We start from the raw sequence: 25,920 nt of genomic DNA, 5'->3' as shown, positions 1-25,920 counted from the left end.
TCCCCCAAATTCTATTCTTAATCATTAACTCTTCTTACGTCAGCACCTAGTCTCTTGAACTTATCTTCAATGTGTGGGTATCCTCTGTCTATGTGTTCTATACTAGTTATTTCTGTAATTCCATCAGCTATAAGTCCAGCTATAACCATAGCAGCTCCAGCTCTTAAGTCTGTAGCTTTTACAACTGCTCCTGTAAGGTTTGAAACACCATCAATTATAGCAACTCTTCCTTCAACCTTTATATTAGCACCCATTTTCTTAAGTTCATCAATATGCTTATGTCTGCTTTCCCATATTGACTCTGTAATTAAGCTTCTTCCTGGTACTATACTTAATAAAGTTGACATTGGTTGTTGAATATCTGTTGGGAAACCTGGATATGGAGCTGTTTTTACATTTACTCCTTTAAGTTTTCCATCATAGTAAACTCTTACTGAGTCGTCTCCTTCTTCAACAATTGCTCCCATTTCATTAAGCTTTGCAGTAATTGATTCTAAATGCTTTGGAATTACATTTGTGATTGTTACATCACCTTTTGTAGCTGCTGCAGCTATCATAAATGTTCCTGCTTCTATTTGATCTGGTATTACGCTATATGCGCATCCTTGTAATTTTTCTACACCTTGTATTCTTATAATATCAGTACCTGCACCTTTAATATTTGCTCCCATTGAGTTTAAGAAGTTAGCAACATCAACAACGTGAGGTTCTTTTGCAACATTTTCTAAAGTTGTTATTCCTTCAGCTAAAGTAGCTGCTATCATAACATTAATTGTTGCTCCAACTGAAACAACGTCAAAGAAGATATTTGTTCCTATTAATCTATCTGCTTTAACTTTTACTGCTCCATGTTCTATTATTACGTCTGCACCTAAAGCTTCGAATCCTTTTATGTGTTGGTCTATAGGTCTTACTCCTATAGGACAACCCCCTGGAAGTTCTACTCTAGCTTCTTTAAATCTTGCAAGAAGTGCTCCTATAAAATAATATGAAGCTCTCATTCTTCTTACATCTTCAGTGCAAGCATCGTATGTATGTACTTCTGTACTATCTATTTCTAATGTATTATTATTAATCTTATTTACTTTACATCCTAAGCTTAAAAGTATTCTTTCTAAGCAATGTACATCTTCTATATCTGGTATGTTGTCTATAACACACTTTCCTTCACTAGCTACAACTGCTGCTGGTAAAATTGCAACTGCAGCATTTTTAGCGCCATTTATATCAACTGATCCTTTTAGCGGATTGCCTCCACTTATAACTAATCTTTCCATCCAATTCACCCTTGTTTTTTATTAGTTTCTATATAAATAAAATTCCCAAATCTATTCTAAATTATCCAAAATAATATCGTATAGACATTATAATCCTATTATCATTTTTTTATTTCGATTATCATTATATCACAAACTCGTATTATTGAAATAATTTTTTTAACTTTATTAAAAAATAAGATAGATGAAATTTTTTCTAAATTTCATCTATCTTATTATTTTTATCATATTACATCAATATGATACTATTTTTCTAATTCAAATGAATTACAATCTGTGCATTTAACATCTTTAGCGTGAGCTTCGTGTTTACCTACTTCGATTGATTGTAATGTGCAGTAATTATCATCCTTACAGTGATATTTACATTCGTTAACTGTACATCCTATGCTTGGGTTGTGATTCATGACAATCCCTCCTTAAATTTATTTCAATATTATTATGTCTTTCTCCTCTTTATTTATTCTATCTGTTTTTTTCTATAAAGTATTATGTTATAATTTATAGAAAAGTTTGGATAATAAATCCTTACAGAATATACTTTAGAGAGGTAAGATATGAAATATTACATTGTTGCATTATTTGATAATTCATCCTATGAGATCATTAACCCAATTCAAAAAAACGTTTCAAAAAGATTTAAAGGAAATAGAAATTCACCAGCACCATATATAGCTTTAGAAATTTTAGATAATCCAAATATAGAAAAATTAAGCGTTGTTGTAGAAAAGATTCTTAAACCGTATAAAAAGTTTAAAATAGAACTTTCTGATGATTTCTCATTATGTGAAGAAACAAAAACTATAAACCTAAAGATAAATGAGCGTGGTTATATTAAAAAGATAGAACGTTCTCTTAAAGATACATTAAAGCTTTATGGTTTTAACATTAGAGAAAATAGTTTAGATAATATTTCAATATCTTTAGCTAATTTAAACTATATTCCTAAAGACAGAAAAAAAACTAACGAGGGACCAAGTTTTCCTAATTACAAGTTAGAAAACAAAACACTAAAAGTTGACAAATTTCAACTTTGGAAAGTTCCAAATAATAAGAGAGAACTTAAACTTAAAGATTTTGAACTTAAAACTTTTTAATATATATTTTACTAAAAGAACCCATTTTTAGAGAATGTGGTTCTTTTTTGGTACACTTTTTTTAATTTTTTAAAATTTTCAAACAAATTTCATTTGTATTCGTTTACTACCCTTTTCAATATTTAAAAGATTTTGTAAAATATATAAAGATAATTGCCTTAAGAACAGGGGGATTTTTTTATGTTTGTTAATGATTTATTTAAAGAACAAAAAGAATTTGATGAAAAGTTACGTATAAACCCAGAATTAACTGAATACAAGATTAAAGCTAGAAAGAATTTAGAACTTCACGTTAAATTAAGTGCCCTTGCAAATGCAACTCAATGCTTTGCTTATACTGAAGATGTATTACCTAGTATCAATGATACTACTATTTTTTCAAAATACTTGGATTGTTTAAAACAAGTACTTTCTATAGGTATAACTAATCATTACGACAACTTAGATGAGATTTTCACTCAACCTACAGAAGATTGTTTAAGTGATCAATTTCTTAATTTGTACATAGATATAAACGACTTAATTATTTCTCGTTCTGAGGATCATTTTAAAACTTTATTTGAAGATTTATTGACTCTTGGAAATACTTTAGGTTTTTCTGAAGACAAAATAAAAGGCGGATTAGAAAAGACATTTAATTAATTTTTTGCTATAAGAAGTAATTTCTTATAGCTTTTTTATTATAATTAATGCTTCAATGGTAATACTAACCTTGAGGTGATTTAATTGTTAGGAATAATTCTTTCTATAATATCAGGCGTTGCAATGAGCCTTCAAGGAGTATTTAACACAAAACTTGGTGATAAGATAGGCGTATGGGAAACTAATACTTTAGTTCAACTTACAGGTCTTATACTTACTCTTATAATTACTGCCTTCTTTGGTAAAGGTGATTTTAAAGAACTTCAACACACTAGTAAAATTTATCTATTAGGTGGTGTTTTAGGAGTTATTATAATTTTTACGGTAATGATGGGGATTGGTTCCTTAGGTCCTACATATGCTATTTCGATAATACTTGTATCACAACTTATAGCTGCTGCCGTAATTGATTGTTTTGGTTTATTTGGATGTGAGTGTGTTAAATTTACCTTAAAAGAATATATAGGTGTTGCAATTATGATCATAGGTATTATAGTATTTAAATGGAAAAGATAACTATTTACTAAGGAGATAATACTATGAATTTTTTTAAAAACATCCAGTTTTTAAGTAGGTTAACTTACAATAATTTAAGAGAATATTTTAAAGATAGAGAAGTATCTGATAAAGATGAAATCTATGAGGATTCTATTAATTGGTACGGTCATGCCACAACAATTATGAATTTATCTGGTAAGTTAATCGTAACAGATCCTGTAGTCTCTAATACTTTAGGATACTTTAAAAGAGTTATTGATAAACCTTATGATATAACAAAAATTAAATTTGACTATATACTTCTTTCACATGGCCATATGGACCATATGCACTTTCCATCACTTAGAAAGTTAAAGAAATTAAATAAAGATACTAAAATCATAGTGCCTAGAGGTTATAAAAAAATACTTTCATTACTTGGTTTTACTAATGTTCATCTTATAAGAACAGGTGAATGTTATGCAGATGAAGATATTAAGATTACTTCTGTTGAGGCTAATCATGATGGACGTAGATTTTATGTTGGCATAGATAATGAAAGCCACTCATACTTAATCGAAAGAAAAGATAAAGTAATTTTCTTTGGTGGTGATACTGCTTATACTGAAAACTTTAAGGATATAAAATGTGACGTTGCATTAATGCCTGTAGGATGTTATAAACCTGCAAGATTCCAACATATGCATTGTTCTCCTGAAGAAGGCTATAAGATGTTTAAGATGATGAATTCTAAGATTATGATTCCTATTCATTATAAGACTTTTAAAATATCTTTAGAGGATTTTAATGAGACTCATGAAACATTAATTAATTTTAAAGATGACTCTGTAAAAATATTAAACGTCGGTCAAACATATAAGCTTTAAAAAGTGTTAACAAATATTAGGGTAAAACTATAATATGGTATTGTAATAACTATTATAGGAGTACTTTATGTTTAATCTTAGAAGCAAACTTGATTACAATCTAAATATTGCTTTAAAGCAGAATGCTTATCAAAGATATAGGGTTTTTATTAAATGTAAAAATCTCTTCTCTTCTATGGTAAAAAAGGTATCTCATTACAAGAATGCTTTGATTTATCCATTAGAATCTTGCAATATGATTGTAGCCAATTTAAATAAATATGAAATTAAATCAATTTTAGAATATCCTGAAGTTGAAAAGATCTTTTTTGATGACTACTTATTTTTATGTGGAATGAGCGTATCTTCCGCAAATAATTGCTACTCTTTGAGTAAGTTTAATAATAAATACTCAGGGACTAACATAAAAATAGGCCTAGTAGACAGTGGAGTTTATCCTCACACTGATCTACTAAGCCCTCATAATTCAATAGATAGTTTCTATGATGTCATTAATGGACTAGAACATCCATATGATGATAATGGACATGGTACTGCAATGGCTGGTATTATATGCGGAAGCGGTATATCTTCTGATGGGATGTATAGGGGTATAGCACCCTCTAGTAGTTTGGTTTGTTTTAAAGCCTTTGATGCCTTAGGTAAAGGGTATGCCTCTGATATAATTTACAGCATAGAAAGTCTTGTGAAACTATCAAAAGAGAAAAATATTAAGGTTTTATGCCTACCCTTTGAACTTTTAAACCATAATACTTATATAATTGATGCTTTTGATAAAGTATTTGACTTTGCTGTTAGGCATAAAGTTGTACCTATTGTCCCAAGTGGAAGTACAAATTCTAATTATAATAATATTATGGGGATTGCCACTTTAAAAAATTGCATAACGGTTGGTGGAATCAATCAAAAAACTTCATCACCATACCTTTATTCTTCAAAAGGACCTTATGGAAAGACTCATAAACCAAATTTAGTTTCAGCTTGCATTAATATAACAACATTAAACTCTGATAAAAACTTTATTTCAGAAAAAGATGGCATCAAATTATATCCTAAAAAACTTGATGCCAACTATAAAACATTTAGCGGTACGTCATTATCCGTCGCTTTTATATCCGCTGTATGTGCGCTAATTTTTGAATTTAAAGAATCATTTAGCTTTAGTGATGTTTTATCCGTATTAGAGTTAGCTTGCGATCCTAAAGAGCTTCCTAAAACAAATGTAGGAGTCGGTATTTTTGATTTTAATAAGCTTCTTCAATAATTAATCTATATATTTTTCTGGATCTACAGGGCTTCCATTTACTCTTACTTCAAAGTGTAGATGTGGCCCTGTACTTCTTCCTGTACTTCCTACTTCGCCTACTATATCGCCCTTTTTAACAGTATCACCTGTCTTTACACCTATCTTACTCATATGAGCATACCTAGTCTCAATACCACCTTCATGCTCTAGAATTACTACATTTCCATAACCATCTCTCTCATAAAATGTACTCTTTACTTTACCATCTAAAGCAGCCATAACTGGATCTCCTGTATTTCCTGCTATATCTAACCCATTATGATTTTTACCCCATCTTTCTCCAAATGTAGATGTTATAGTCCCTCCCCTAGTTGGGCTTGTAAATACAGCATTTGTTCCATTTAATATGCTTTTTGTGCCTTTAGTAATAACTTTACTACTACTTTTTTCTATTATATTCTCCGATAATACGCTTACAGATTTCTTCTCACCATTTCTATAAGTTATATTTATATTCTGCTCTTTTTTACCCTTCTTACCTTCTGTAACTTTACTTTCTCCAACTAGTAAATCTTCTGATCTTTCTATTTTTACTGATGGTTCAATATCGACTAATCTAGTATCATTTACTACAATATCAACATCAATTAATGATTTATTTTTAATAATATTATTTGCAATATCTTCTTCGCTGCTAAGCTTAGATATATTTACCTTCTCATCTTTAAAAGATATATTTCCTTTAACATTAATAGATGTTATTTTATTTTCATCTATATTTAATTTATTTGAATACATACTTGCTACTTTTTTAATTGCATTATTAAATTCATCTTTATTTGTTACATATCCTATATTTTTACCGTCTATCTTTAATGCTTTTAATGTTACATCTTTTTCTATTGAGCTTACTATATTTTGTTTAATTTCATTATATGTACTTTGACTTGCCTCCTCATTTAATCTCTTAAACGATAATCTTGAAGCCTCAATCTTTTCATTCTCATCTAAATTGCTATTTAAATTATCTATTACATTCTTATAATTCTCCTCCATACTTTCTTTATTTAAAGAATATCCTATAAACACATCCCCTAAATATGCTGCAAAAGATTTCGTACTTGATTCTAAATATGCATAAAGCCAAGTACTAATCATTAAAAATGATGTTATGGTTAAAATTATTTTCTTTTTCTTACTCGAACTCATAAATGTCTCCTTCTTTAAAATTTGTAACACATCTCTTAACTTATCCAATAAAATAAATTTTATACATTTCTATTTTTCGCTAAGTTGTTATCCTTACATCACTTTGTTATAATTAGTTTACATATATGCAATAATAAAGATATTATTGTTTTAAATATAATTTGAAAGGTAGAGATATGCGCCATGAGCACTTTTATGCTTAAAAACAATGCCTTAAACTTCACACCTGTAAGTAATGTATTTTTAGAAAAATACATGCCAAAAGCTCGTGGTGAATTTGTTAAGGTTTATCTGTTAATGTTAAAATATAATATTTCTAGTGAACCAGGGGTTAATTCTTCTGTATTAGCATCAACATTAAACTTACTAGAATCAGACATTATGAATGCACTAAACTATTGGAATGATGAAGGTGTTATTAAACTCGTTCCTATAGATAAAATGAATAATTTTAGTATAGAATTTTTATCTCTTGATGAAGAAAGTATCGAAAATTCAAGAGAAAATATAAATATATTAGAAGCTTTAAATAACAGTGAAACAACTGATATGCTTAAAGATATAGAAAAGATTCTTGCAAGACCTTTATCTAGCAAGGAAATGGAGATATATTTAGGATGGCAACGTGATTTTGCATTCCCATCTGAACTTATTCTTATTCTAATTGAGTATTGCTCATCTAAGGGTAAAAATAATTTTAGATATATCGAAAAAGTTGCAGAGTCTTGGCATGATATGAATATAAAGACTGTTGAAGAAGCACAACATCATATAAAACAAAATGAAGATAAGTGGTCTAAAATAAGAAGAATTCTTTCTTACCTTGGAATGAACACTTCTGAAGTTATGAAGCCTCAAGAAGAAATGCTTGAAAAATGGCTATTTATTTATAAATTCAATATGGATATAATACAAAAAGCTTGTGATATTTGTTTTGAAAGATTAAATAGAGCTGACTTTAAATATATAGACGGTATTTTATCCAAATGGAATCAAAATAATATTAGAACATTAGAAGACATTGCACTTAAAGATAAAAATACTAATAAAAATAATAAACAATACAAGAATAACTACAATAACAATAATAACGGTAAAGCATTAAGATTTAATGACTTTAAACAAAGAGAATATGATTATGATTCTCTTGAAAAGAAATTGTTAGGATGGGATAACGATGATTAAAGGATATCAATCTGAACTAATGGATGTTTATCAAAAAATAAGAGCTAATGAAGAGAAACAACTTAGAGAAAGACGTGCTGAAATAAAAGCTCTATATCCTCAAATATTAGAATTAGATAATGAGATTCATAAACTTTCATTAAAACTTACTATGACTATTTTAAAATCTAATACTACTGAAGAGGATATTAAAAAAATTAAAGATGAAATAACTGACCTAAGAGCAAAAAAATGCGAAGCATTAGTTGAACGTGGATATTCTCCTGAATATCTTAATATGCATTATAGATGTAATAAGTGTCAAGATACAGGATACATTGGCGTAGAAAAATGTGATTGCTATAAAGATAAATTAGTTAAACTATATTATAAAGATTCAGAACTTCAAGAAATACTAAAGGATAATAACTTTAGTAAATTTAATATAGATTTATTCTCTTCTTCAAGAGAAGATTCAAGAGAAAAATATTCAGCTAAGACTAATATGAAAAATAACTTAAACTATATTATGAAAGATTTTATTCCAAACTTCAGCAAGAGTTCAGATAATCTATTATTTTACGGAACTGCTGGAAGTGGAAAGACTTTTCTTTCTTACTGCATTGCTAAAGAACTTTTAGATAGAGGATATTTAGTTGTATACAAAACATCTGATGAATTAATAAGAGCACTTAGGGATATTAAATTTAATAATAATGAATACTTAGAAAAGTTATTAATAGATTGCGATTTACTTATAATTGATGATTTAGGTTCAGAGCAATTAAATGATTTTGTTGCTACTGAATTATTTAATTTAATCAATAGAAAATTATTAAAGAAAAAGAAAATGCTTATATCAACTAATTTTACATTAGCGGATCTTGCTAAGCATTATAGTGAAAGAATATCATCTAGATTATTAGGTAATTTTAAATTACAAAAGTTTTATTCTGATGATATAAGAATTAAGTTAAATCTATCAAAAAGATAATTAATTTCTCCTCCACTTTAGTGGAGGAGAAATTTTTATTTTAAAAATCATACTACAAGTCTCCAGATTTGAGTTACTACAAAACAAACTAAAATTCCTAGTACCGTTGGTAATATTACAGATAAAGCTGTCCACTTAATACTCTTTGTCTCTTTCTTAATGGTCCATACAGTAGTACCACATGGATAATGCATAAGACAAAGTATCATTGTATTTATAGCGGTTAATAATGTCCATCCATTAGCAACTAATAATTGTTTAAGTTCTACTAGGCTTTCTAATTCAAGCATTTTATTCGCTCTTAAATAGCTCATTATAATAATTGGCATTACTATTTCATTTGCAGGGAATCCTAAGATAAGAGCCATTAATATATAGCCGTCTACCCCTATCATATTTGCAAATGGATTTAAGAAATCAGCACATACTGATAAAAGTGTTCCATCTCCAATTGATATATTAGAAAATACCCATATAACTATTCCAGCAGGAGCAGCAACAGCTATAGCTCTTCCTAAAACGTATAAAGTCCTATCAAATATTGATCTTACAATAACCTTTCCTATCTGAGGTTTTCTGTAGCTTGGAAGTTCAAGTATAAAGCTAGATGGCACACCTTTTAAAACAGTTTTAGATAATATCTTAGATACCATTAATGTCATAAATACACCTAATATAATTACACATGTTACTGTTAGTGCAGAAATAAATCCACCCCTTATACCGCCAACCATTCCACCAATAAATATTGAAGATATAGTTATAAGCATAGGGAACCTTCCATTACAAGGCATAAATACGTTAGTTATTATAGCTATAAGTCTTTCTCTAGGAGAATTGATTATCCTACAACCAATTATTCCTGCCGCATTACATCCAAGTCCCATACACATAGTAAGAGCCTGTTTACCACAAGAACAACATTTTTTAAAACATTTATCTAAATTAAATGCTATTCTTGGAAGATAACCTAAGTCCTCTAGTAAAGTAAACATTGGAAAGAATATTGCCATTGGTGGTAACATTACTGATACAACCCAAGCTAAAGTTACATATATACCGTCAATTAATATTCCACTTACAAATGCAGGTGCTTGTATATTCATAAAAAATTCTCTAAGAAAGTCTTCTCCTTTACCAAACATGTTCGATAATAGCTCCGATGGATAGTTTGCAAGAGTTATAGTAATCCATAATACTACTAACAATGTTAGTATCATTATTGGAATTCCTGTTCTCTTAGAAACTAATATTTTATCAAATTTTCTTTGAAACCTATCATATCCTGAAGTTGCTTTTACTACCTTATCTTTTATTCTTTCTGATTCAATAACTAGCTTTTTAACTATTTTATCTTCTATTAATTTTGTTTTTTCTTTAGATTTTAATATTTCAACTCTATCTAATATTTTTTTAATTGATTCCTCATCTATATTATAATTATTAATTATTGATTGTCTTATCTTTTCGTTTCCTTCTAATAACCTAAGAGATATCCATCTAAGTCTTCTCTTAGTCATATCTTCCTTATCTATTAGATTAATTAAATCATTTTCTATTCTCTCTACATTTTCTTCTATTTCAGAATCATATTTTATTAGAATATGATCACCTATACTCTGTTTTTCTAATATTGCATTCTTTAGTTCATCAATACCTTTTCCATCTCTTGCAGAAGAACTTATAACCTTCGCATGAACTTGTTTTGATAATTCATCAAGGTCTATGTTTATTCCTTTCTTTTCTGCTTCATCCATTAAATTTACACATAAGATAACATCTTTAGTTATTTCAGATATTTGAAAAAATAGATTTAAGTTTCTTTCTAGTGAAGTAGCATCACATATAACTACTACAATGTCAGGATTATTAAAGCATATATAATCCCTAGCTATTTCTTCTTCTTCTGAATTAGATAATAATGAATACGTTCCAGGAAGGTCTACTACCTTTATAGTATAACCTTTATGCTCAAAGAAACCTTCAGCATTTGCTACTGTTTTACCTGGCCAATTTCCAGTATGCTGATTCATTCCTGTTAATGCATTAAATACTGTACTTTTTCCTACATTAGGATTTCCTGCTAATGCAATTACTAAGTCTTCGCTTTTTTCTCTATTTTTCTTAGATGATAATATTTTTATTCCTGTGGAATTTTTTGTTAAACCCATACAGTCTCCTTTAGCAATCTATTACTTCTATCTTTTCACCATCCTCTTCTCTTAAAGCTATTACAGTACCTCTTACTAAGTAGGCTACAGGATCTCCAAATGGACCTTTAAACAAAACTTCTATATTTGTTCCCTCTATTATTCCCAAATCAAAAAACCTTCTTCTAAGTTCACCTCTTGCATTTATATTTATAACTCTTACTAAAGAGTTTAAATTTGCTTCTTTTAATTTCATCTTTGTAAATCTCCTTTCTAAGATATAAAAAAATGTATGTATATCTTAGAACTTTTCTAAAGAAGTGTTTTTGATTTTTTTAATACGTATTTCTAGTTATTATTAATATATGACAAAAAAATTGCTAATGTGATTAATACTATTCTATTTTTACACAAAAAAAGAAATACTAACTCCTAATATAATAAGTAATATTATATTAGGAGTTAGTATTTTATAGAAATTTATATAAAAAAGAAGTAAGGTAAACCTTACTTCTTTTTGGCGACTCAGAAGGGGCTCGAACCCTCGACCTCCGGCGTGACAGGCCGGCACTCTAACCAACTGAGCTACTGAGCCATATTTAATTTAAGTTTATTTTGGTGGGCACAACAGGGATCGAACCTGTGACCCCCTGCTTGTAAGGCAGGTGCTCTCCCAGCTGAGCTATGCGCCCAAAATAAATGGTGACTCCTAGGGGAATCGAACCCCTGTTACCACCGTGAAAGGGTGGTGTCTTAACCGCTTGACCAAGGAGCCATATTAAGTTAAAAAGTTTAAATGGAGCTGGCGATCGGACTTGAACCGATAACCTGCTGATTACAAGTCAGCTGCTCTGCCAATTGAGCCACGCCAGCTTATCATCTATAGTTTTTTAAAATTTAAATTGGCGACTCAGAAGGGGCTCGAACCCTCGACCTCCGGCGTGACAGGCCGGCACTCTAACCAACTGAGCTACTGAGCCATATTTAATTTAAATTATTTTGGTGGGCACAACAGGGATCGAACCTGTGACCCCCTGCTTGTAAGGCAGGTGCTCTCCCAGCTGAGCTATGCGCCCAAAATATAAGCAAAAAAAAAATGGTGACTCCTAGGGGAATCGAACCCCTGTTACCACCGTGAAAGGGTGGTGTCTTAACCGCTTGACCAAGGAGCCATATTAAGTTAAAAGTTTAAATGGAGCTGGCGATCGGACTTGAACCGATAACCTGCTGATTACAAGTCAGCTGCTCTGCCAATTGAGCCACGCCAGCTTATCATCTATAGTTTTTTAAATTTAAATTGGCGACTCAGAAGGGGCTCGAACCCTCGACCTCCGGCGTGACAGGCCGGCACTCTAACCAACTGAGCTACTGAGCCATATTTAATTTAAATTTATTTTGGTGGGCACAACAGGGATCGAACCTGTGACCCCCTGCTTGTAAGGCAGGTGCTCTCCCAGCTGAGCTATGCGCCCAAAATAAAATGGTGACTCCTAGGGGAATCGAACCCCTGTTACCACCGTGAAAGGGTGGTGTCTTAACCGCTTGACCAAGGAGCCATATTAAGTTAAAAAGTTTAAATGGAGCTGGCGATCGGACTTGAACCGATAACCTGCTGATTACAAGTCAGCTGCTCTGCCAATTGAGCCACGCCAGCTTATCATTATAGCTTTTAATAAATTTAAATTGGCGACTCAGAAGGGGCTCGAACCCTCGACCTCCGGCGTGACAGGCCGGCACTCTAACCAACTGAGCTACTGAGCCATATTACAATTTAAATTTATTTTGGTGGGCACAACAGGGATCGAACCTGTGACCCCCTGCTTGTAAGGCAGATGCTCTCCCAGCTGAGCTATGCGCCCAAAATAAAATGGTGACTCCTAGGGGAATCGAACCCCTGTTACCACCGTGAAAGGGTGGTGTCTTAACCGCTTGACCAAGGAGCCATGTTAAGAATCTTTTCCTGTGACCCGCTCTTCACATAAGTGCGCTAATCACATAGACTATATTACATAAAATCAATTTAAGTGTCAACACTTTTTTTAAATAAATTTTATTTTTTTTCTTTTTTTATTCGTCTTACTTTATATTTGTAGTTATTTTTTAATAAGTACACCACCCTCTAAGCTAGGCACGTCAATGCTTGAACAATAATTTCTATATTTCGATAAAAATATCTTTTTATTTTAAAATTCTTTTTTATTCGTGCAATTTTGCATTTATAAATTTCACATATATCTTTTTTATATTTAAATAATCTTATTTATTTCTCTAAATTTCCTATTAATATTATTTTTAACAAAAATTTTTTATTGGATAAAATAAAATACTATTTATATGTAGCTTTTATTTTTTTAATTGACTTATATTATATCCACTTTAGCAATATTTTTCTTAAGTTACCTCTCTTTATTTATTGTTCCTTTCTTTAATGATAATTATTACTATGGTAGAATTTATTTAAAGTATATTTTAAGGAGAAGATTTTAAATATGATACATCATGATTTAATAATAGTTGGAGGTGGAGCTTCCGGACTTATGTCTGCAATTTTAGCTAAAGATCTTGGAATAGATGTTGCTATTGTTGAAGGAACAGATAGAGTTGGTAAAAAAATATTAACTACTGGTAATGGTAGATGTAATATTTCAAATGCTTCAATTAAATATCCATTTGTAAATTATCATAGTTCAAATAAAAACTTTTTTATAGATGCACTAGAAAGTTTCTCTATAGAAGATACAAGAAACTTTTTCTTATCAATAGGGCTTCCTATTATAGAACTAGAAAATAGTAAACTTTATCCACAGTCATTACAAGCTTCTTCAGTTGTGGATATTTTTAGATTAGCCCTAGAGGATAAAAATATTCCAGTATACACAAATTGCAAAGTGAAAACTATCCACAAGAAGAAAAAATTTATTTTATCCACAGATAATGATGAATTTAAAGATTTTTCTTCAAACAAACTTCTACTTTGCTGTGGTGGAAAGTCTGCTGTTAAAACTGGATCTGATGGTTCTGGATTTAAATTAGCTGAAAATTTAGGTCATTCAATCACCCCTACAATGCCTGGTATAGTTCAGCTTAAGCTTGATTATCCTAGATTAAAAGCTCTTTCAGGAGTAAAGTTTGATGGCAGAGTATCATTAATTTCTAATAATAAAATTATTAGAGAAGAAAGTGGAGAAATTTTATTCACAGATTACGGAATTTCAGGACCACCAATATTACAAATTTCATCCACAGTTTCTAGATGCCTAAAAAACAATTGTGACCTGTGGATAAAATTAGATATGATGGAAGATAGAACTTTAGATGATGTTAGTAACTTTTTCTATGGTCATTTAGCAATGTTCTCTCATAGAAGTATATCTAATTCTTTAATTGGTATAATAAATAAAAAATTAATTCCTATTTTACTAAAAGATATCGGACTTAACGATATACATACCCCTTGCTACGATATTGATTGGAAATATCAAAATGATTTAATAAATCGTATGAAGAATTGGAAATTTAAATGTATTGGTACTAAAGAATTTTCTAATGCTCAAGTAACAGTAGGTGGAGTTGATACTCGTGAAGTTAATGAAAAGACTTTAGAATCTAAAATAGTTAAAGACTTATATTTTGCAGGAGAAATGCTAGATGTTGATGGAGATTGTGGTGGATTTAATCTTCAATGGGCATGGAGCTCTGCATATCTTGCAGTAAATTCAATTAATAAATAGAAAATGCTACGGCTAAAGCCGTAGCATTTTCTATTTTTCTTCTTTTCCCCAATGAGCTTCTAAAACAGTTAGCTCATCTCCATCTCTATTAGTTATTCTATGTAGAGTAAGTAAACTTCCATCTTCTTGTTCATTGACTTCTGCTGATACATGTATAGCGTCTCCATATTTAGTTTCTTTTTCAAAGACTATTTTTATTCTCTTTATTTCATAATCTTTAACAACTTCAATTGGTACTGATTCTATAGCCCATTCTATATACTTTACATTATTTACATGAGTGTTTGAATCTATATCACTATATCTTATTTGGAATTCTTTATAATAATCTTCACGTTCCATTTTTTGAACTTTATCCATATCTAGTGCTTTATCCATATCTCCGTCTGCACCATACATTTTGTATTGCTCTTTTAAGATTCTAGCTGGTCTTCTCTTTTCTATATTTATTAAGAAGAATAATGCCATAGCTTCTGCAAGAAGTTCTCCTTCTTCATTAGTTATAAGGTATTTTCTAAATGCATAAAACTTCTTAAATCCTACTGGAATTGTAGTAACATTAATCTTTTCTCTGTATTTTGGATATTTATGAATTTTTATATCATATTTATAAAATACCCAAGTACATCCATGTGATAATTGAAAATCTATATTATCTCCTATAGATTCTGCTTGAACACTTCCAACATCACAGAAAAAGTCTACAATTGATGCCAATTTACATCTTAATTTGTAATTTGAATCACGATACATAACTTCATATTGTTTGGTATATCCATTATCCATTTGCTCACCTCAAAATTTTAATACCTTAATTGTATACCAAATATATTATGTTTGCCTATAGACTTATCTTTTTTTACAAAATCTTAATCTTAATTTTTTATATAAAAATAGCTATTATAATTGATGCAAATATTCCCTTATTCCTTGATAATGCTTCCATTTTATCTAAATTTATATATAAAATTATTATAAATATGGCTAATGCTAATGTGCTTGAAATATTCATAATCTGTAGACTTATTGGTGAAAGGAGTATCCCTAGAAATAATATAATCAATCTTGCTATAGAAGGTATTAAAATCAAATTTAATGCCCCTTTAATACCCTTTTTATCCCTTATATCATCATCAAATAATATATATATAATTAATGTAGAAATTGATATCTTAAATAAATTAAATACTAACTCCCACATCATTATGGTCATAAATGACTCCCTTATCTTATACTTAAAATCTATTATTGAACCTAATATTGTCAATATACTTATAACTATAATGCTTAAAATAGCTAATTTTCTCTTTGATTCTATATTGTTTTCTATTGGATCTAATATAAAATTTAATAACCTATTTCCTTTTTCTTTTATTTTTAACTTTTCCCCATAATGTTCGTAAAGCATTATTTTCCCCCTAAAAATTAATACAATTATATTGTACAATCTTTTGAGTTTATTTACAATATATGTAAATATTTTTATATAATTAATAATAAAAAATAAGGTGCAGAGTTAACTTACTAACTCTACACCTTATTAAATCTAATTACATTTCTCTGTTATTTAAAGCTTCTACTAAAGCATCTAAATTTATTCCATGTACGCTTGCAGCTTCTTCTAATGTTTCTGCTTGAGCTGATGGACATCCAACACAACCCATTCCGAAAGCCATTAATGTTTCTGCAGCTGATGGCTGCTTACGTATTATTTCTCCGATTGTCATATCTTTAGTTATCATTTGATTCACCTCTTTAATAAATAGTATTTGCATGATTATGTTATATAAAAAGATTATATTTTATACAATTATTAAAGTCAAGTCAAATAGTCGGAATTAAAGTTCTTTAACTCTCATAGTTTGATCTCTCTTTGGACCAACTGAAACTATTGATACTCTTGTACCTGTGAATTCTTCTATTCTTTCGATATATTTCTTTGCGTTTTCTGGAAGTTCATCATAGCTTCTAGCATTTGCTACGCTATCATCCCATCCATCAAATTCTTCATAAACTGGTTCACATAATGCTAAATCTTCTAAGCTTGCTGGGAAGTAATCAATAATTTCTCCGTTGAATTTGTATCCAACACAAACTTTAATCTTATCTAATCCAGCTAATGTATCTATCTTAGTTACTGCAAGTGAAGTTAATCCACTAACTCTTACTGAAGTCTTTAAGATTACAAGGTCAAGCCATCCACATCTTCTTGATCTTCCAGTATTAACTCCATATTCATGTCCTTTTTCTCTTATCCATTCACCAACTTCATTATCTAATTCTGTTGGGAAAGGTCCCTTACCAACTCTTGTTGTATAAGCTTTTGCTATACCAACAGCATTTGTTATCATTCTAGGTCCTATACCTGAACCTGATGCTACTCCACCTGCTGTTGTATTTGATGATGTTACATATGGGTATGTTCCGTAGTCTATATCAAGAAGCATACCTTGTGCACCTTCAAATAATACAGTTTTATCTGCTAATATTGAGTCATAAACCTTAACTGAAGTATCAGCAACAAATGGTCTTAATTTCTTAGCTAATTCAAGATATTCTTTTAAGATTTCTTCGTAATTTAAAGGTTCTCCACCTAATACTTTTGTTATATAAGCATTTTTAGCTTCTATATTTTGTTCTAATTTTTCTTTAAATACATTTTCGTGCATAAGGTCACAAACTCTTATACCACATCTTTCAAATTTATCTGTATAACAAGGTCCAATTCCTCTTCCAGTTGTACCTATGTCATTTTTACCTCTTGCTTTTTCTTTTAACTTATCTAATACCTTATGATATGGCATTATTAAATGCGCTCTATCACTTATTATTAATTTTTCTGGTGTTATTTTAACTCCAACACCTTCTAAATATTCTATTTCTTCAAATAATGCTTTTGGATCAACAACTACTCCGTTTCCAATAACATTTGTCTTATCATCATATAGTATTCCTGAAGGTATTAATCTAAGCTTATATTCCTTATCTCCAACTACTACAGTATGACCTGCATTGTTTCCTCCTTGGAATCTAACAACAACATCTGCCTCTTCTGCTAGATAATCTGTCATTTTTCCTTTTCCTTCGTCTCCCCATTGAGCTCCTATTACTATAAATGCTGACATATTATTTTCCTCCTTTAGACTATTTAACTTTTAGTCTTCCCTTAAATTTAATGGAGTTATTTTTTTAATTATATCATTTATATTAACTTATTCATTAATATAAATTTATTTGGATTTTTATAATCTCCATTAATTATAGTAGCAAAATGCTAGTGCTAGGTCAACATTTTATCGAATGTTTTCCTAGTTTATTAATAAATAGTTCGTCATTTTTTACATATCACTCTTATTTTGCCCGTTATTTTACCTATATATTCTATTTATCTCTAAATATCTGTATATTATAAATTCAAAACAAAACACCCCTAGATCTGTGGATATCTAGGGGTGTTTCTTCTTAATTCTCAAATAATTAAGAGGAGTCTTTAGTGTAATTTTGATTTATGTGTGTTTTTATGTGTGTGTCCAGTTAGATAACCATATCAAGATTTATCACGCATTCATTAATTGATATTGATTATCACTAACATTAGTATATAAAACTAATTTAACTTTGTCAACATATATTCATTAATTATTTTTACTTTTTTATTACATGTTTTTTGATTTTTCAGCGCATTTATCCATTGCTTTTATTACTGAATTTCTAAAGCCTGTATTTTCAAGTTCGCATACAGCTTCTATTGTAGTTCCCCTAGGTGAACATACCATATCTTTTAATTCTCCTGGATGTTTACCTGTATCTAATACCATCTTTGCTGAACCTAATACACTTTGTGCTGCCATTTTATAAGCTTTATTTCTTGGTATTCCAAGCTTTACTGCACTATCTGCCATTGCTTCTATAAACATAAATACATAAGCTGGTGATGACCCACATAATGCTATAAATCCATGAAAATCTTCTTCGTTTAATATTTCATATCTTCCAAAAGACTCAAACATACTACATACATAGTCTAATTCTTCTTTAGATACATTATCATTAGGACATATAGCAGACATCCCTTCGCCAACTAAGGCAGGTGTATTTGGCATAGTTTTTACTATTTTAAATCCTTCTCCTATCATTTCAGTAAGATCTTTAATATCTATTCCAGCTGCTATACTTATTATAATTTGATCTTTTCTTAATGTACTTTTTATTTCATTTATTACATCTTTGTACATGTATGGCTTTACAGCTAATACTAAAACATCACTTTCTTTTGCAACTTCAATATTACTTAAAACTGCTTTTACTCCATATTTATCTTCTAATTTTTTTCTAGAACCTTCACTTCTTGTTGATACTATGAAATTTTCTTTATCTTGAAAACCCTTATTTATTAATCCTCCAAGCATAGAACTTCCCATATTTCCGCATCCAACAAAACCTATTTTTTTACTCATTTAAAATCCTCCTCTTTATATATAATTATTTTCTCTATAGAAAGAAACTCACCAATTAAGGTGAGTTTCTAAGCTTTATCCTAATTACTCTTGATGTATTGTATCAAGATTACCAAATTTACTGAATTGACCAAGCCATGCTAATTTAACAGTTCCAACTGGACCGTTTCTTTGTTTAGCTATAATGCATTCACCTACATTTTTATCTTCAGTTTCCTTGTTATAATACTCATCTCTATATAAGAACATAACAAGATCGGCATCCTGCTCTATTGACCCTGACTCTCTAAGGTCAGATAACATCGGTCTATGGTCTGCTCTTTGTTCTGGAGCACGAGATAACTGTGATAATGCAATTACTGGGCATTCCATTTCTTTTGCAAGTGCTTTTATTGATCTTGATATTTCTGATACCTCTTGTTGTCTACTTTCTGATCCTGATGATCCTGACATAAGTTGAAGGTAATCTATCATTATTAAATCTATTCCGTATTCCATTTTAAGTCTTCTGCACTTTGATCTCATTTCCATAACAGAAACCCCAGCAGTATCATCTATATATATTTTAGCCTTTGATAAAGGTCCTGTAGCTCTAGCGATGTTTTCCCAGTCCTTATCGTCTAAGTTACCTGTTCTAAGCTTTAACATATCAACATTAGCTTCTGAACATAATAGCTTATACGCTAACTGTTCCTTAGACATTTCCAGTGAGAATATAACAACACTTTTTCCACCTCTAAGAGCTGCATTTTCTGCTATATTTAGTGCAAATGTTGTTTTACCCATTGAAGGTCTAGCTGCAATAAGTACCATATCACCTTTCTGGAAACCTGATGTCTTTGAATCTAAATCAATAAATCCAGAACTTACTCCTGTTATTTCACCCTTATTGTTAAATAATCTTTCTATTTCAATAAATCCTCTTTCAAGGACCTGATTTAAAGGTTCAAAATCACTTGTTGTTCTCTTTTCAGCTATATCAAATATTCTTTTTTCTGCTGAATCTAATACATCTTCAACTTCACCTTGCTTATTATAACTTTCTTCTATTATTGAAGTTGAAGCTTTTATAAGCTTTCTAAGAGTTGATTTTTCTTGAACTATTTGTATATAAGATGCTAAGTTTGCTGTTGTTGGTACAGATGATGTTATCTCTGATACGTATGTTACTCCCCCTGCTCTTTCAAGGGTATCTGTAGCTTTTAAATATTCTAGTACAGTAACTAAGTCAACAGCCATATCCCTTTTAAACATTTCAATAATACTTCTATATAAAACTTTATGACTATCTCTATAAAAATCCTCTTCTTCTAAACCTTCAGCAGCCTGTGCTATAGCACTTCTATCTATAATCATAGATCCTATTACTGATTGTTCTGCCTCAATACTCTGTGGTAATGTTCTATTTACCGTTGTCTCCAAAGTTTTTACCTCCTTCTAAAGAAGTTACCTTATCATATTATATCAAAAAAATATAAATGGGAATACATAATTTAGTATATTGTTACTAAAAGAAGAGAAGATGTATATACACCTTCTCTTCTTTATATTAAAAAACTAAGTCCATTACCTCTTCAATTTTTTTAACTGGCTTAACTTCTATATCTGTTAACCCTTGTGGAACATCATTTCTATTATCTTCTGGTACAATTGCAAGTTTAATTCCTTTTCTTCTTGCACCATAAATTTTTTCGAATATTCCTCCAACCGGTTTAACTTCACCTCTTAATGATATTTCCCCGGTAATAGCAACATCTTGTCTTAATGGCTTATCTAATAATGCACTTATGATACATACAGTTATAGCTGTACCTGCTGATGGTCCGTCTATCTTTCCACCACCAATTACATTTACATGTATATCATAATCTCTTATATCTTTATCCGTAATTTTTCTTATTACAGATGCAGCATTATAAACTGAATCTTTTGCCATACTTCCAGCTGTTTCATTGAATCTAACTGTACCTGCACCTTTTTTCTTTGCAGGGAATACTGCAGCTTCAATTTCTATAGTTGATCCTATAAATCCACTAACTCCTAATCCATGAATATGACCTACTTCATATTCTGAATTATTTACGTTTCTTTCAAAAGGTACATATCTACCAACTGAAACTACTTCTTCAACATCTTTTAATGTTATTTTAAGCTTCTTTGGTTTAGACTTTCTCTTATATAGAGCATATCCATATGCATCTGTAAGTATGTTTACAGCCTTTCTACCTTCTATAGTGAATCTACTTATATATTCAGGAACTTCTTTCTCTAATGATACTTCAAGCTTCTTTGCAGCGTTCTTAACTATGTTTTCTATATCCTTTGCTCCTAATGGTTCAAAGTAAACTTCAGTACATCTTGATCTAAGAGCTGGATTAATTTCTCCTGGCTCTCTTGTTGTTGCACCTATTAAAACAAAGTCTGCTGGAGCTCCTTTTTCAAATAAATACTTAATATAAGCTGGAGTTTTTTCATCATCTGGATCGTAGTATGATGATGAGAATTCAACTCTCTTATCTTCTAATACTTTAAGTAATTTATTTTGAAGTATATTATCAAGTTCTCCAATTTCGTCTATAAATAGTACACCACCATGAGCTTCAGTAACTAAACCTGGCTTTGGTTCTGGTACTCCAATATCAGCTAAATCTCTCTTACTACCTTGATATATAGGATCATGAACTGAACCTAATAAAGGATTTGTAATTTCTCTTGGATCCCATCTTAATGTTGTTCCATCAACTTCAACAAATTTAGATTTATCATCAAATGGTGTAAATTCTAAATTTTTAGCTGCATTTAATGCAATTCTAGCTGCTGTTGTTTTACCAACCCCAGGTGGTCCATAAAGAATTATATGTTGAGGATATGGTGATGATAACTTTGATATTAATGATTTTATAGCTCTTTCTTGACCAACTATTTCATCTAAAGTTTCTGGTCTTAAAAAGCTCATAATATTTTTGCTAGTTACTCTTTCATCTAATTCCTTAAGCTCTTCATACTTCTTCTTAGTTTTTTGATTTTCGCTGCCTTTTTCTTTCTTTATAATGGATAATCTCATTTCATCAATGTACTTTTCTTGCTTTTCCATTATAGCTTTTTCAACTTTTGATTCTATTTGATTTTGAACATATCTTTTTGCTATTTCTTCTGAAATCCACATAACAGCATCTTCTATAACTTCATCAACTTTATCCTCAGGTGGAACTACTTCTATTCCAGCACCATCAGAAGCTATCATATTTAATGCATATGCTCTTTCTGTAACTTTCTTTGAACTAACATAATTTTTTAATTTAAATCTTACAGTTCTAGCTCTTATAGCCCCTTCATCTAATACATTTTTTAGTATATCAAATAAAACATTAATTTGAGATTCTTGAGGTAAGTCACCTTTTATTATGTCCTGTAAGAAGCTTATTTCCTCACGTAACTTCAAGTCTTTTCCTCCCTACGCTTGTGGAACAATAATAACCTTCATTTTTGTTGAAACTTCTGGATATAATTTAACTTCTATTTCATATCCTCCAGCTACCTTTATTGTTTCCATAACAATTTTCTTCTTATCTATTTCTACTTTGTATAATTCTTTTATCTTCTTTGCAACATCTTTACTTGTTATTGCTCCAAATAACTTTCCGTTGTCTCCAGTTTTTCCAGTGATTTTTATTTCTTTTCCTTTTAATTCTGAAGCTAACTTTTGAGCTGCTTCTAATTCAGCAAGTTTTTTCTTTCTTTCGTTTTCCTTTTGGTTATTTAATATATGCATATTGTTGTCTGTAGCTTCTTTTGCTAATCCCTTTGGGAATAAGAAGTTTCTTGCATATCCATCTGATGCATTTATTACATCTCCTGCTTTTCCTAATTTTTTAACATCCTTTAATAAAATAACTTTCATTTTATTCACCCACCCTTAAGTATTTTTTCATTGCGTCTTTTAGGTCTTCTACGACCTTTTCAATAGGTTCATTAGATATTTTAGCACCTGCCATATTCATATGACCTCCACCACCAAGTGCTTCTAATACAATTTGAACATTGATCTCACCAATTGATCTTGCACTTATGTATATACTACCATCAATGTCGGCTAAAACAAAGCTAGCTAAAATACCTGATATATTAAGTAATTCATCTGCTGATTTTGCAATTATAACAGTATCTTTGACTGTATCTGGACAAACTGCTATAGCAATTTGATTTTCTATTTCAGCAGATTTTATTATATCCGAAATTTGTATAAAATCAGTAAGGTTATCAGTAAACATTTTTTTAACTTCAGTTGTTTCTGCACCTGATTTTCTTAAAAATGAAGCAGCTTCAAAAGTTCTTACTCCTGTTTTAAATGAGAAGCCTTTAGTATCCATGTAAATACCAGCAAGTAATCCTTCTGCCTCTAATTCAGTAAGGTTTGGTCTTTCAACCATATATTGAATTATTTCTGTTACCATCTCCGAAGTAGATGATGCGTAAACTTCTATATAGTTTAAAAGAGTATCCTCTATTATATCTGCACTTCTTCTATGATGATCTATTATAACTTTTCTCTTTGCTTGTTCAACAAGCTTTAAATTATTAACATAATTCCTATTGTGTACATCAACTATAATAAATAAAGCTTCATCATCCATTTCTTTTTTTACGGTTTCTGATGTTTCAACTAGATTAGCATATTTTGAATCTCTTTTCAATTCATTTAGATAATATTCTATTGCACTAGTATCATCATCTAACACTATGCTGCAAGGTTTACCAAGTTGTTTAATAACACTTGCCATACCAACAGATGATCCGAAACAATCCATATCAGGATTTTTATGGCCCATAATGTATACTTTGCTACTTTCATAAATAAGCTCTTTTAATGCATGAGATATAACTCTTGCTCTTACTCTAGTTCTTTTTTCAATTTCTTTAGTGTTACCACCAAATATTTTTATTCCTTCGCCACTTTTTATAACCGCTTGGTCTCCACCTCTACCTAAAGAAAGTTCTTTTGCAACAACAGCAAAATTATGGTTTTCTTCAGGGGACATACCACCTCTACCAACACCAATACTAAGTGTTATTTCTAGCTTATTTCCTTTATTAATATTAGAAATTTTATCTAGTATTGAAAACTCATCATTTATCTCTTCATCTATGTATTTATCTTGTATTGATAGTACATACATATTGTTTTCATATTTTTTCACCATAGCTTCTAATCTATGTGCATAAGAATTTATTTCTCTATCTATTTCTGCTATTACTAAAGGTTTATCAGCATCATCAGTCGTATCTAATGCCTCATTAAAATTATCTACTTCTATAAGCATTATGCTCTCTTTTGTCGTATCTAATCCTATAAATTCACTAATATCATTAAAGTATACTAAAAATAATCTTTTGTTATTTCTAAATATCTCTTTACTATATACATCATATAACCTACCATTTAGCTTTAACCTTTGATGTAAATCTTTATCTGATTCTAGTATCTTTTTAAGATTAAGACCTCTAGCGATACTTAAAATATTTTCCCCAGCAAAATTCTTTCCCGATTTTAATTCATCAAATATATCATTGTGCCACATTATATTACCACTTTCTTCTATTAATGCTATTGGTAATATGGTGCTTGCTACATTACTTTCTATAGCCTTATTTATATCTTTAGTAAATTGATTTATATTCTCTTCTTTTTTCCAATAATTATTTAGCTGATAAAAGTTATCTATAAAATACATTATTGCAAATAGTAATCCAACTTGGCTATATCCTAAGGAAAAAAATATTACAGAGGCTAATATTAATCCAATTGGCCTTATGAGTTTTTTTATTAATAATCCTACCTCCATAAAACGCCTCCTATTTAATTATTAGTCTCTTCTATTTGAAATATACTCCTTAAGCTTACTTAAACTTCTACCTTCTTTTTCTACTTCATCTTCAGCTCTTATTCCTCTATCAAGTTTCTTTTTCATCTCATGATCTATTTCAGGTAATGAATATCCTAGCTTATCTCCTAGTACGTATAAGATTATTATGGCTCCTGATATACATTCAACGATGGCTTCTTCTGCAACATTGCTGCCTCTTGTTAATAATGTATAAAAATCTCCTATAACTCTTATTAATTGAGCTTTTAAACTTTCTATAATCTTTACATTTCCCATAATATTTAAATCTTGTTTCTTCATACCCTCACCTCTTAAATACCCTTGTATGTATATTTTAATTTTTTTCTATTATTAATGCAAGGCGATGAGAGTTTTTTCCAAAAAAATAAGAAGCATAATAGAAATATAATTTCTATTATGCTTCATTTAACTATTACTATTCAGTTGTGAATGGTAATAAAGCTACGTTTCTAGCTCTCTTTATTGCTTCTGTTAATTGTCTTTGGTGCTTAGCACATGTTCCTGAAATTCTTCTTGGAAGTATCTTTCCTCTTTCAGTAACATACTTTCTTAACTTAGCTACATCTTTGTAATCTATTGAATCAGCTTTGTCAACACAGAAAGCACATACTTTTCTCTTAGATCTTCTCATTCTTCCGCCAGATCTTCTGTTGTTGTTTTCTCTCATGATTTTCCCTCCTTAC

The 25,920-nt window shown here is 30.1% G+C and carries 24 protein-coding genes and 15 tRNA genes; 8 read left to right on the top strand and 31 right to left on the bottom strand.

The annotated features are described in order from the left end of the window. Positions 1-17: 17 nt before the first annotated feature. Positions 18-1,277 (bottom strand): UDP-N-acetylglucosamine 1-carboxyvinyltransferase, encoded by a 1,260-nt coding sequence (locus ACZ5TJ_RS01020; RefSeq protein WP_045725242.1) that lies wholly within the window; start codon positions 1,275-1,277, stop codon positions 18-20. Between the two features lie 245 nt (positions 1,278-1,522). Continuing rightward, complete coding sequence (locus ACZ5TJ_RS01015) at positions 1,523-1,684, bottom strand: DUF1540 domain-containing protein (protein WP_077230002.1); 162 nt, start codon at positions 1,682-1,684, stop codon at positions 1,523-1,525. A 150-nt stretch (positions 1,685-1,834) separates the two neighbouring features. Here ACZ5TJ_RS01015 and ACZ5TJ_RS01010 point away from each other — a divergent pair, with 150 nt between their 5' ends. From ACZ5TJ_RS01010 to ACZ5TJ_RS00990, 5 genes are all read left to right on the top strand, one after another. Beyond that, a complete protein-coding gene (locus tag ACZ5TJ_RS01010) occupies positions 1,835-2,374 on the top strand; it encodes a hypothetical protein (protein ID WP_464200745.1) in 540 nt (179 codons plus the stop codon). 180 nt (positions 2,375-2,554) lie between these two features. Then, entirely contained in the window at positions 2,555-3,016 is a 462-nt protein-coding gene (locus ACZ5TJ_RS01005; protein ID WP_464200743.1) for a dUTP diphosphatase, read from the top strand. Positions 3,017-3,100: 84 nt separating this feature from the next. Then, a complete protein-coding gene (locus tag ACZ5TJ_RS01000) occupies positions 3,101-3,532 on the top strand; it encodes a DMT family transporter (protein ID WP_055208894.1) in 432 nt (143 codons plus the stop codon). A 23-nt stretch (positions 3,533-3,555) separates the two neighbouring features. Next, positions 3,556-4,380: an MBL fold metallo-hydrolase gene (locus ACZ5TJ_RS00995; protein ID WP_464200742.1), complete on the top strand. Its 825-nt coding sequence runs from the start codon at positions 3,556-3,558 to the stop codon at positions 4,378-4,380. Between the two features lie 67 nt (positions 4,381-4,447). Next, the gene (locus tag ACZ5TJ_RS00990; protein ID WP_464200741.1) at positions 4,448-5,644 is read left to right on the top strand and encodes a S8 family serine peptidase; all 1,197 of its coding nucleotides are present in this window, start codon (positions 4,448-4,450) and stop codon (positions 5,642-5,644) included. Here the strand turns inward: ACZ5TJ_RS00990 and ACZ5TJ_RS00985 are convergent, their stop codons facing one another. Then, on the bottom strand, positions 5,645-6,835 hold the full coding sequence (locus tag ACZ5TJ_RS00985; protein ID WP_464200739.1) for a peptidoglycan DD-metalloendopeptidase family protein: 1,191 nt from the start codon (positions 6,833-6,835) through the stop codon (positions 5,645-5,647). It abuts the gene before it with no gap. A 183-nt stretch (positions 6,836-7,018) separates the two neighbouring features. On the opposite strand from ACZ5TJ_RS00985, the gene ACZ5TJ_RS00980 reads away from it, so the two are divergent. Continuing rightward, entirely contained in the window at positions 7,019-8,020 is a 1,002-nt protein-coding gene (locus ACZ5TJ_RS00980; protein WP_464200738.1) for a DnaD domain protein, read from the top strand. After that, positions 8,013-8,993, top strand: coding sequence for an ATP-binding protein (locus tag ACZ5TJ_RS00975; protein ID WP_464200737.1), 981 nt, complete (start codon positions 8,013-8,015; stop codon positions 8,991-8,993). Before ACZ5TJ_RS00980 ends, ACZ5TJ_RS00975 begins: the two co-directional genes overlap by 8 nt. Positions 8,994-9,040: 47 nt before the next feature. Here ACZ5TJ_RS00975 and feoB read toward each other — a convergent pair whose 3' ends face one another. The 17 genes from feoB to ACZ5TJ_RS00890 all read right to left on the bottom strand — a co-directional run bounded on the left by feoB (position 9,041) and on the right by ACZ5TJ_RS00890 (position 13,086). Continuing rightward, the gene (gene feoB, locus ACZ5TJ_RS00970; RefSeq protein ID WP_464200736.1) at positions 9,041-11,164 is read right to left on the bottom strand and encodes a ferrous iron transport protein B; all 2,124 of its coding nucleotides are present in this window, start codon (positions 11,162-11,164) and stop codon (positions 9,041-9,043) included. 10 nt (positions 11,165-11,174) lie between these two features. Beyond that, on the bottom strand, positions 11,175-11,399 hold the full coding sequence (locus ACZ5TJ_RS00965; RefSeq protein ID WP_464200735.1) for a FeoA family protein: 225 nt from the start codon (positions 11,397-11,399) through the stop codon (positions 11,175-11,177). Positions 11,400-11,661: 262 nt separating this feature from the next. After that, positions 11,662-11,738 (bottom strand) — tRNA-Asp (locus tag ACZ5TJ_RS00960). A 21-nt stretch (positions 11,739-11,759) separates the two neighbouring features. Next, positions 11,760-11,835, bottom strand: a tRNA-Val gene (locus tag ACZ5TJ_RS00955). An 8-nt stretch (positions 11,836-11,843) separates the two neighbouring features. Next, positions 11,844-11,918 (bottom strand) — tRNA-Glu (locus ACZ5TJ_RS00950). Positions 11,919-11,940: 22 nt separating this feature from the next. Further along, positions 11,941-12,016 (bottom strand) — tRNA-Thr (locus ACZ5TJ_RS00945). Between the two features lie 30 nt (positions 12,017-12,046). After that, positions 12,047-12,123, bottom strand: a tRNA-Asp gene (locus tag ACZ5TJ_RS00940). Positions 12,124-12,143: 20 nt separating this feature from the next. Beyond that, a tRNA-Val gene (locus tag ACZ5TJ_RS00935) sits at positions 12,144-12,219 on the bottom strand. A gap of 21 nt (positions 12,220-12,240) precedes the next feature. Then, positions 12,241-12,315 (bottom strand) — tRNA-Glu (locus tag ACZ5TJ_RS00930). A gap of 21 nt (positions 12,316-12,336) precedes the next feature. Further along, positions 12,337-12,412: transfer RNA gene (locus ACZ5TJ_RS00925), tRNA-Thr, on the bottom strand. A 29-nt stretch (positions 12,413-12,441) separates the two neighbouring features. Further along, positions 12,442-12,518, bottom strand: a tRNA-Asp gene (locus tag ACZ5TJ_RS00920). Between the two features lie 21 nt (positions 12,519-12,539). After that, positions 12,540-12,615, bottom strand: a tRNA-Val gene (locus ACZ5TJ_RS00915). Between the two features lie 9 nt (positions 12,616-12,624). Further along, positions 12,625-12,699: transfer RNA gene (locus ACZ5TJ_RS00910), tRNA-Glu, on the bottom strand. A gap of 22 nt (positions 12,700-12,721) precedes the next feature. Then, positions 12,722-12,797: transfer RNA gene (locus ACZ5TJ_RS00905), tRNA-Thr, on the bottom strand. Positions 12,798-12,827: 30 nt separating this feature from the next. Continuing rightward, positions 12,828-12,904 (bottom strand) — tRNA-Asp (locus tag ACZ5TJ_RS00900). Between the two features lie 22 nt (positions 12,905-12,926). Next, positions 12,927-13,002, bottom strand: a tRNA-Val gene (locus ACZ5TJ_RS00895). Between the two features lie 9 nt (positions 13,003-13,011). Next, positions 13,012-13,086 (bottom strand) — tRNA-Glu (locus tag ACZ5TJ_RS00890). Between the two features lie 546 nt (positions 13,087-13,632). On the opposite strand from ACZ5TJ_RS00890, the gene ACZ5TJ_RS00885 reads away from it, so the two are divergent. Beyond that, the gene (locus ACZ5TJ_RS00885; protein WP_464200734.1) at positions 13,633-14,874 is read left to right on the top strand and encodes a BaiN/RdsA family NAD(P)/FAD-dependent oxidoreductase; all 1,242 of its coding nucleotides are present in this window, start codon (positions 13,633-13,635) and stop codon (positions 14,872-14,874) included. Between the two features lie 30 nt (positions 14,875-14,904). On the opposite strand, the gene ACZ5TJ_RS00880 is transcribed toward ACZ5TJ_RS00885, so the two are convergent. The 11 genes from ACZ5TJ_RS00880 to rpsR all read right to left on the bottom strand — a co-directional run bounded on the left by ACZ5TJ_RS00880 (position 14,905) and on the right by rpsR (position 25,904). Continuing rightward, positions 14,905-15,660 (bottom strand): acyl-[acyl-carrier-protein] thioesterase, encoded by a 756-nt coding sequence (locus tag ACZ5TJ_RS00880; protein WP_464200733.1) that lies wholly within the window; start codon positions 15,658-15,660, stop codon positions 14,905-14,907. A 97-nt stretch (positions 15,661-15,757) separates the two neighbouring features. After that, positions 15,758-16,282, bottom strand: coding sequence for a hypothetical protein (locus ACZ5TJ_RS00875; protein ID WP_464200732.1), 525 nt, complete (start codon positions 16,280-16,282; stop codon positions 15,758-15,760). A gap of 142 nt (positions 16,283-16,424) precedes the next feature. Then, positions 16,425-16,616, bottom strand: a complete 192-nt coding sequence (locus ACZ5TJ_RS00870) for a DUF1858 domain-containing protein (protein WP_039312271.1) — start codon at positions 16,614-16,616, stop codon at positions 16,425-16,427. Positions 16,617-16,712: 96 nt separating this feature from the next. After that, a complete protein-coding gene (locus tag ACZ5TJ_RS00865; RefSeq protein ID WP_077229988.1) occupies positions 16,713-17,999 on the bottom strand; it encodes an adenylosuccinate synthase in 1,287 nt (428 codons plus the stop codon). A gap of 531 nt (positions 18,000-18,530) precedes the next feature. Next, positions 18,531-19,331, bottom strand: coding sequence for a pyrroline-5-carboxylate reductase (gene proC / locus ACZ5TJ_RS00860; protein WP_464200731.1), 801 nt, complete (start codon positions 19,329-19,331; stop codon positions 18,531-18,533). Positions 19,332-19,415: 84 nt separating this feature from the next. Next, positions 19,416-20,753 carry a replicative DNA helicase gene (locus tag ACZ5TJ_RS00855; protein WP_039312278.1) on the bottom strand — a complete coding sequence of 446 codons (1,338 nt, stop codon included), beginning with the start codon at positions 20,751-20,753 and terminating at the stop codon, positions 19,416-19,418. A 127-nt stretch (positions 20,754-20,880) separates the two neighbouring features. Continuing rightward, the gene (gene lonC / locus ACZ5TJ_RS00850; protein ID WP_464200730.1) at positions 20,881-22,773 is read right to left on the bottom strand and encodes a Lon family ATP-dependent protease; all 1,893 of its coding nucleotides are present in this window, start codon (positions 22,771-22,773) and stop codon (positions 20,881-20,883) included. A gap of 12 nt (positions 22,774-22,785) precedes the next feature. Further along, on the bottom strand, positions 22,786-23,232 hold the full coding sequence (rplI, locus tag ACZ5TJ_RS00845; protein ID WP_039312282.1) for a 50S ribosomal protein L9: 447 nt from the start codon (positions 23,230-23,232) through the stop codon (positions 22,786-22,788). Between the two features lies 1 nt (position 23,233). Beyond that, positions 23,234-25,174 carry a DHH family phosphoesterase gene (locus ACZ5TJ_RS00840; RefSeq protein WP_464200729.1) on the bottom strand — a complete coding sequence of 647 codons (1,941 nt, stop codon included), beginning with the start codon at positions 25,172-25,174 and terminating at the stop codon, positions 23,234-23,236. 21 nt (positions 25,175-25,195) lie between these two features. Next, positions 25,196-25,516, bottom strand: coding sequence for a MazG-like family protein (locus tag ACZ5TJ_RS00835; protein WP_464200728.1), 321 nt, complete (start codon positions 25,514-25,516; stop codon positions 25,196-25,198). A gap of 136 nt (positions 25,517-25,652) precedes the next feature. Next, positions 25,653-25,904, bottom strand: coding sequence for a 30S ribosomal protein S18 (gene rpsR / locus ACZ5TJ_RS00830; protein WP_039312287.1), 252 nt, complete (start codon positions 25,902-25,904; stop codon positions 25,653-25,655). Between the last annotated feature and the right edge of the window lie 16 nt (positions 25,905-25,920).

Source organism: Clostridium budayi, assembly GCF_055396605.1.
The sequence above is the reverse complement of the archived record's forward strand: the minus strand, read 5'-3'. Positions and strand labels throughout refer to the sequence as shown.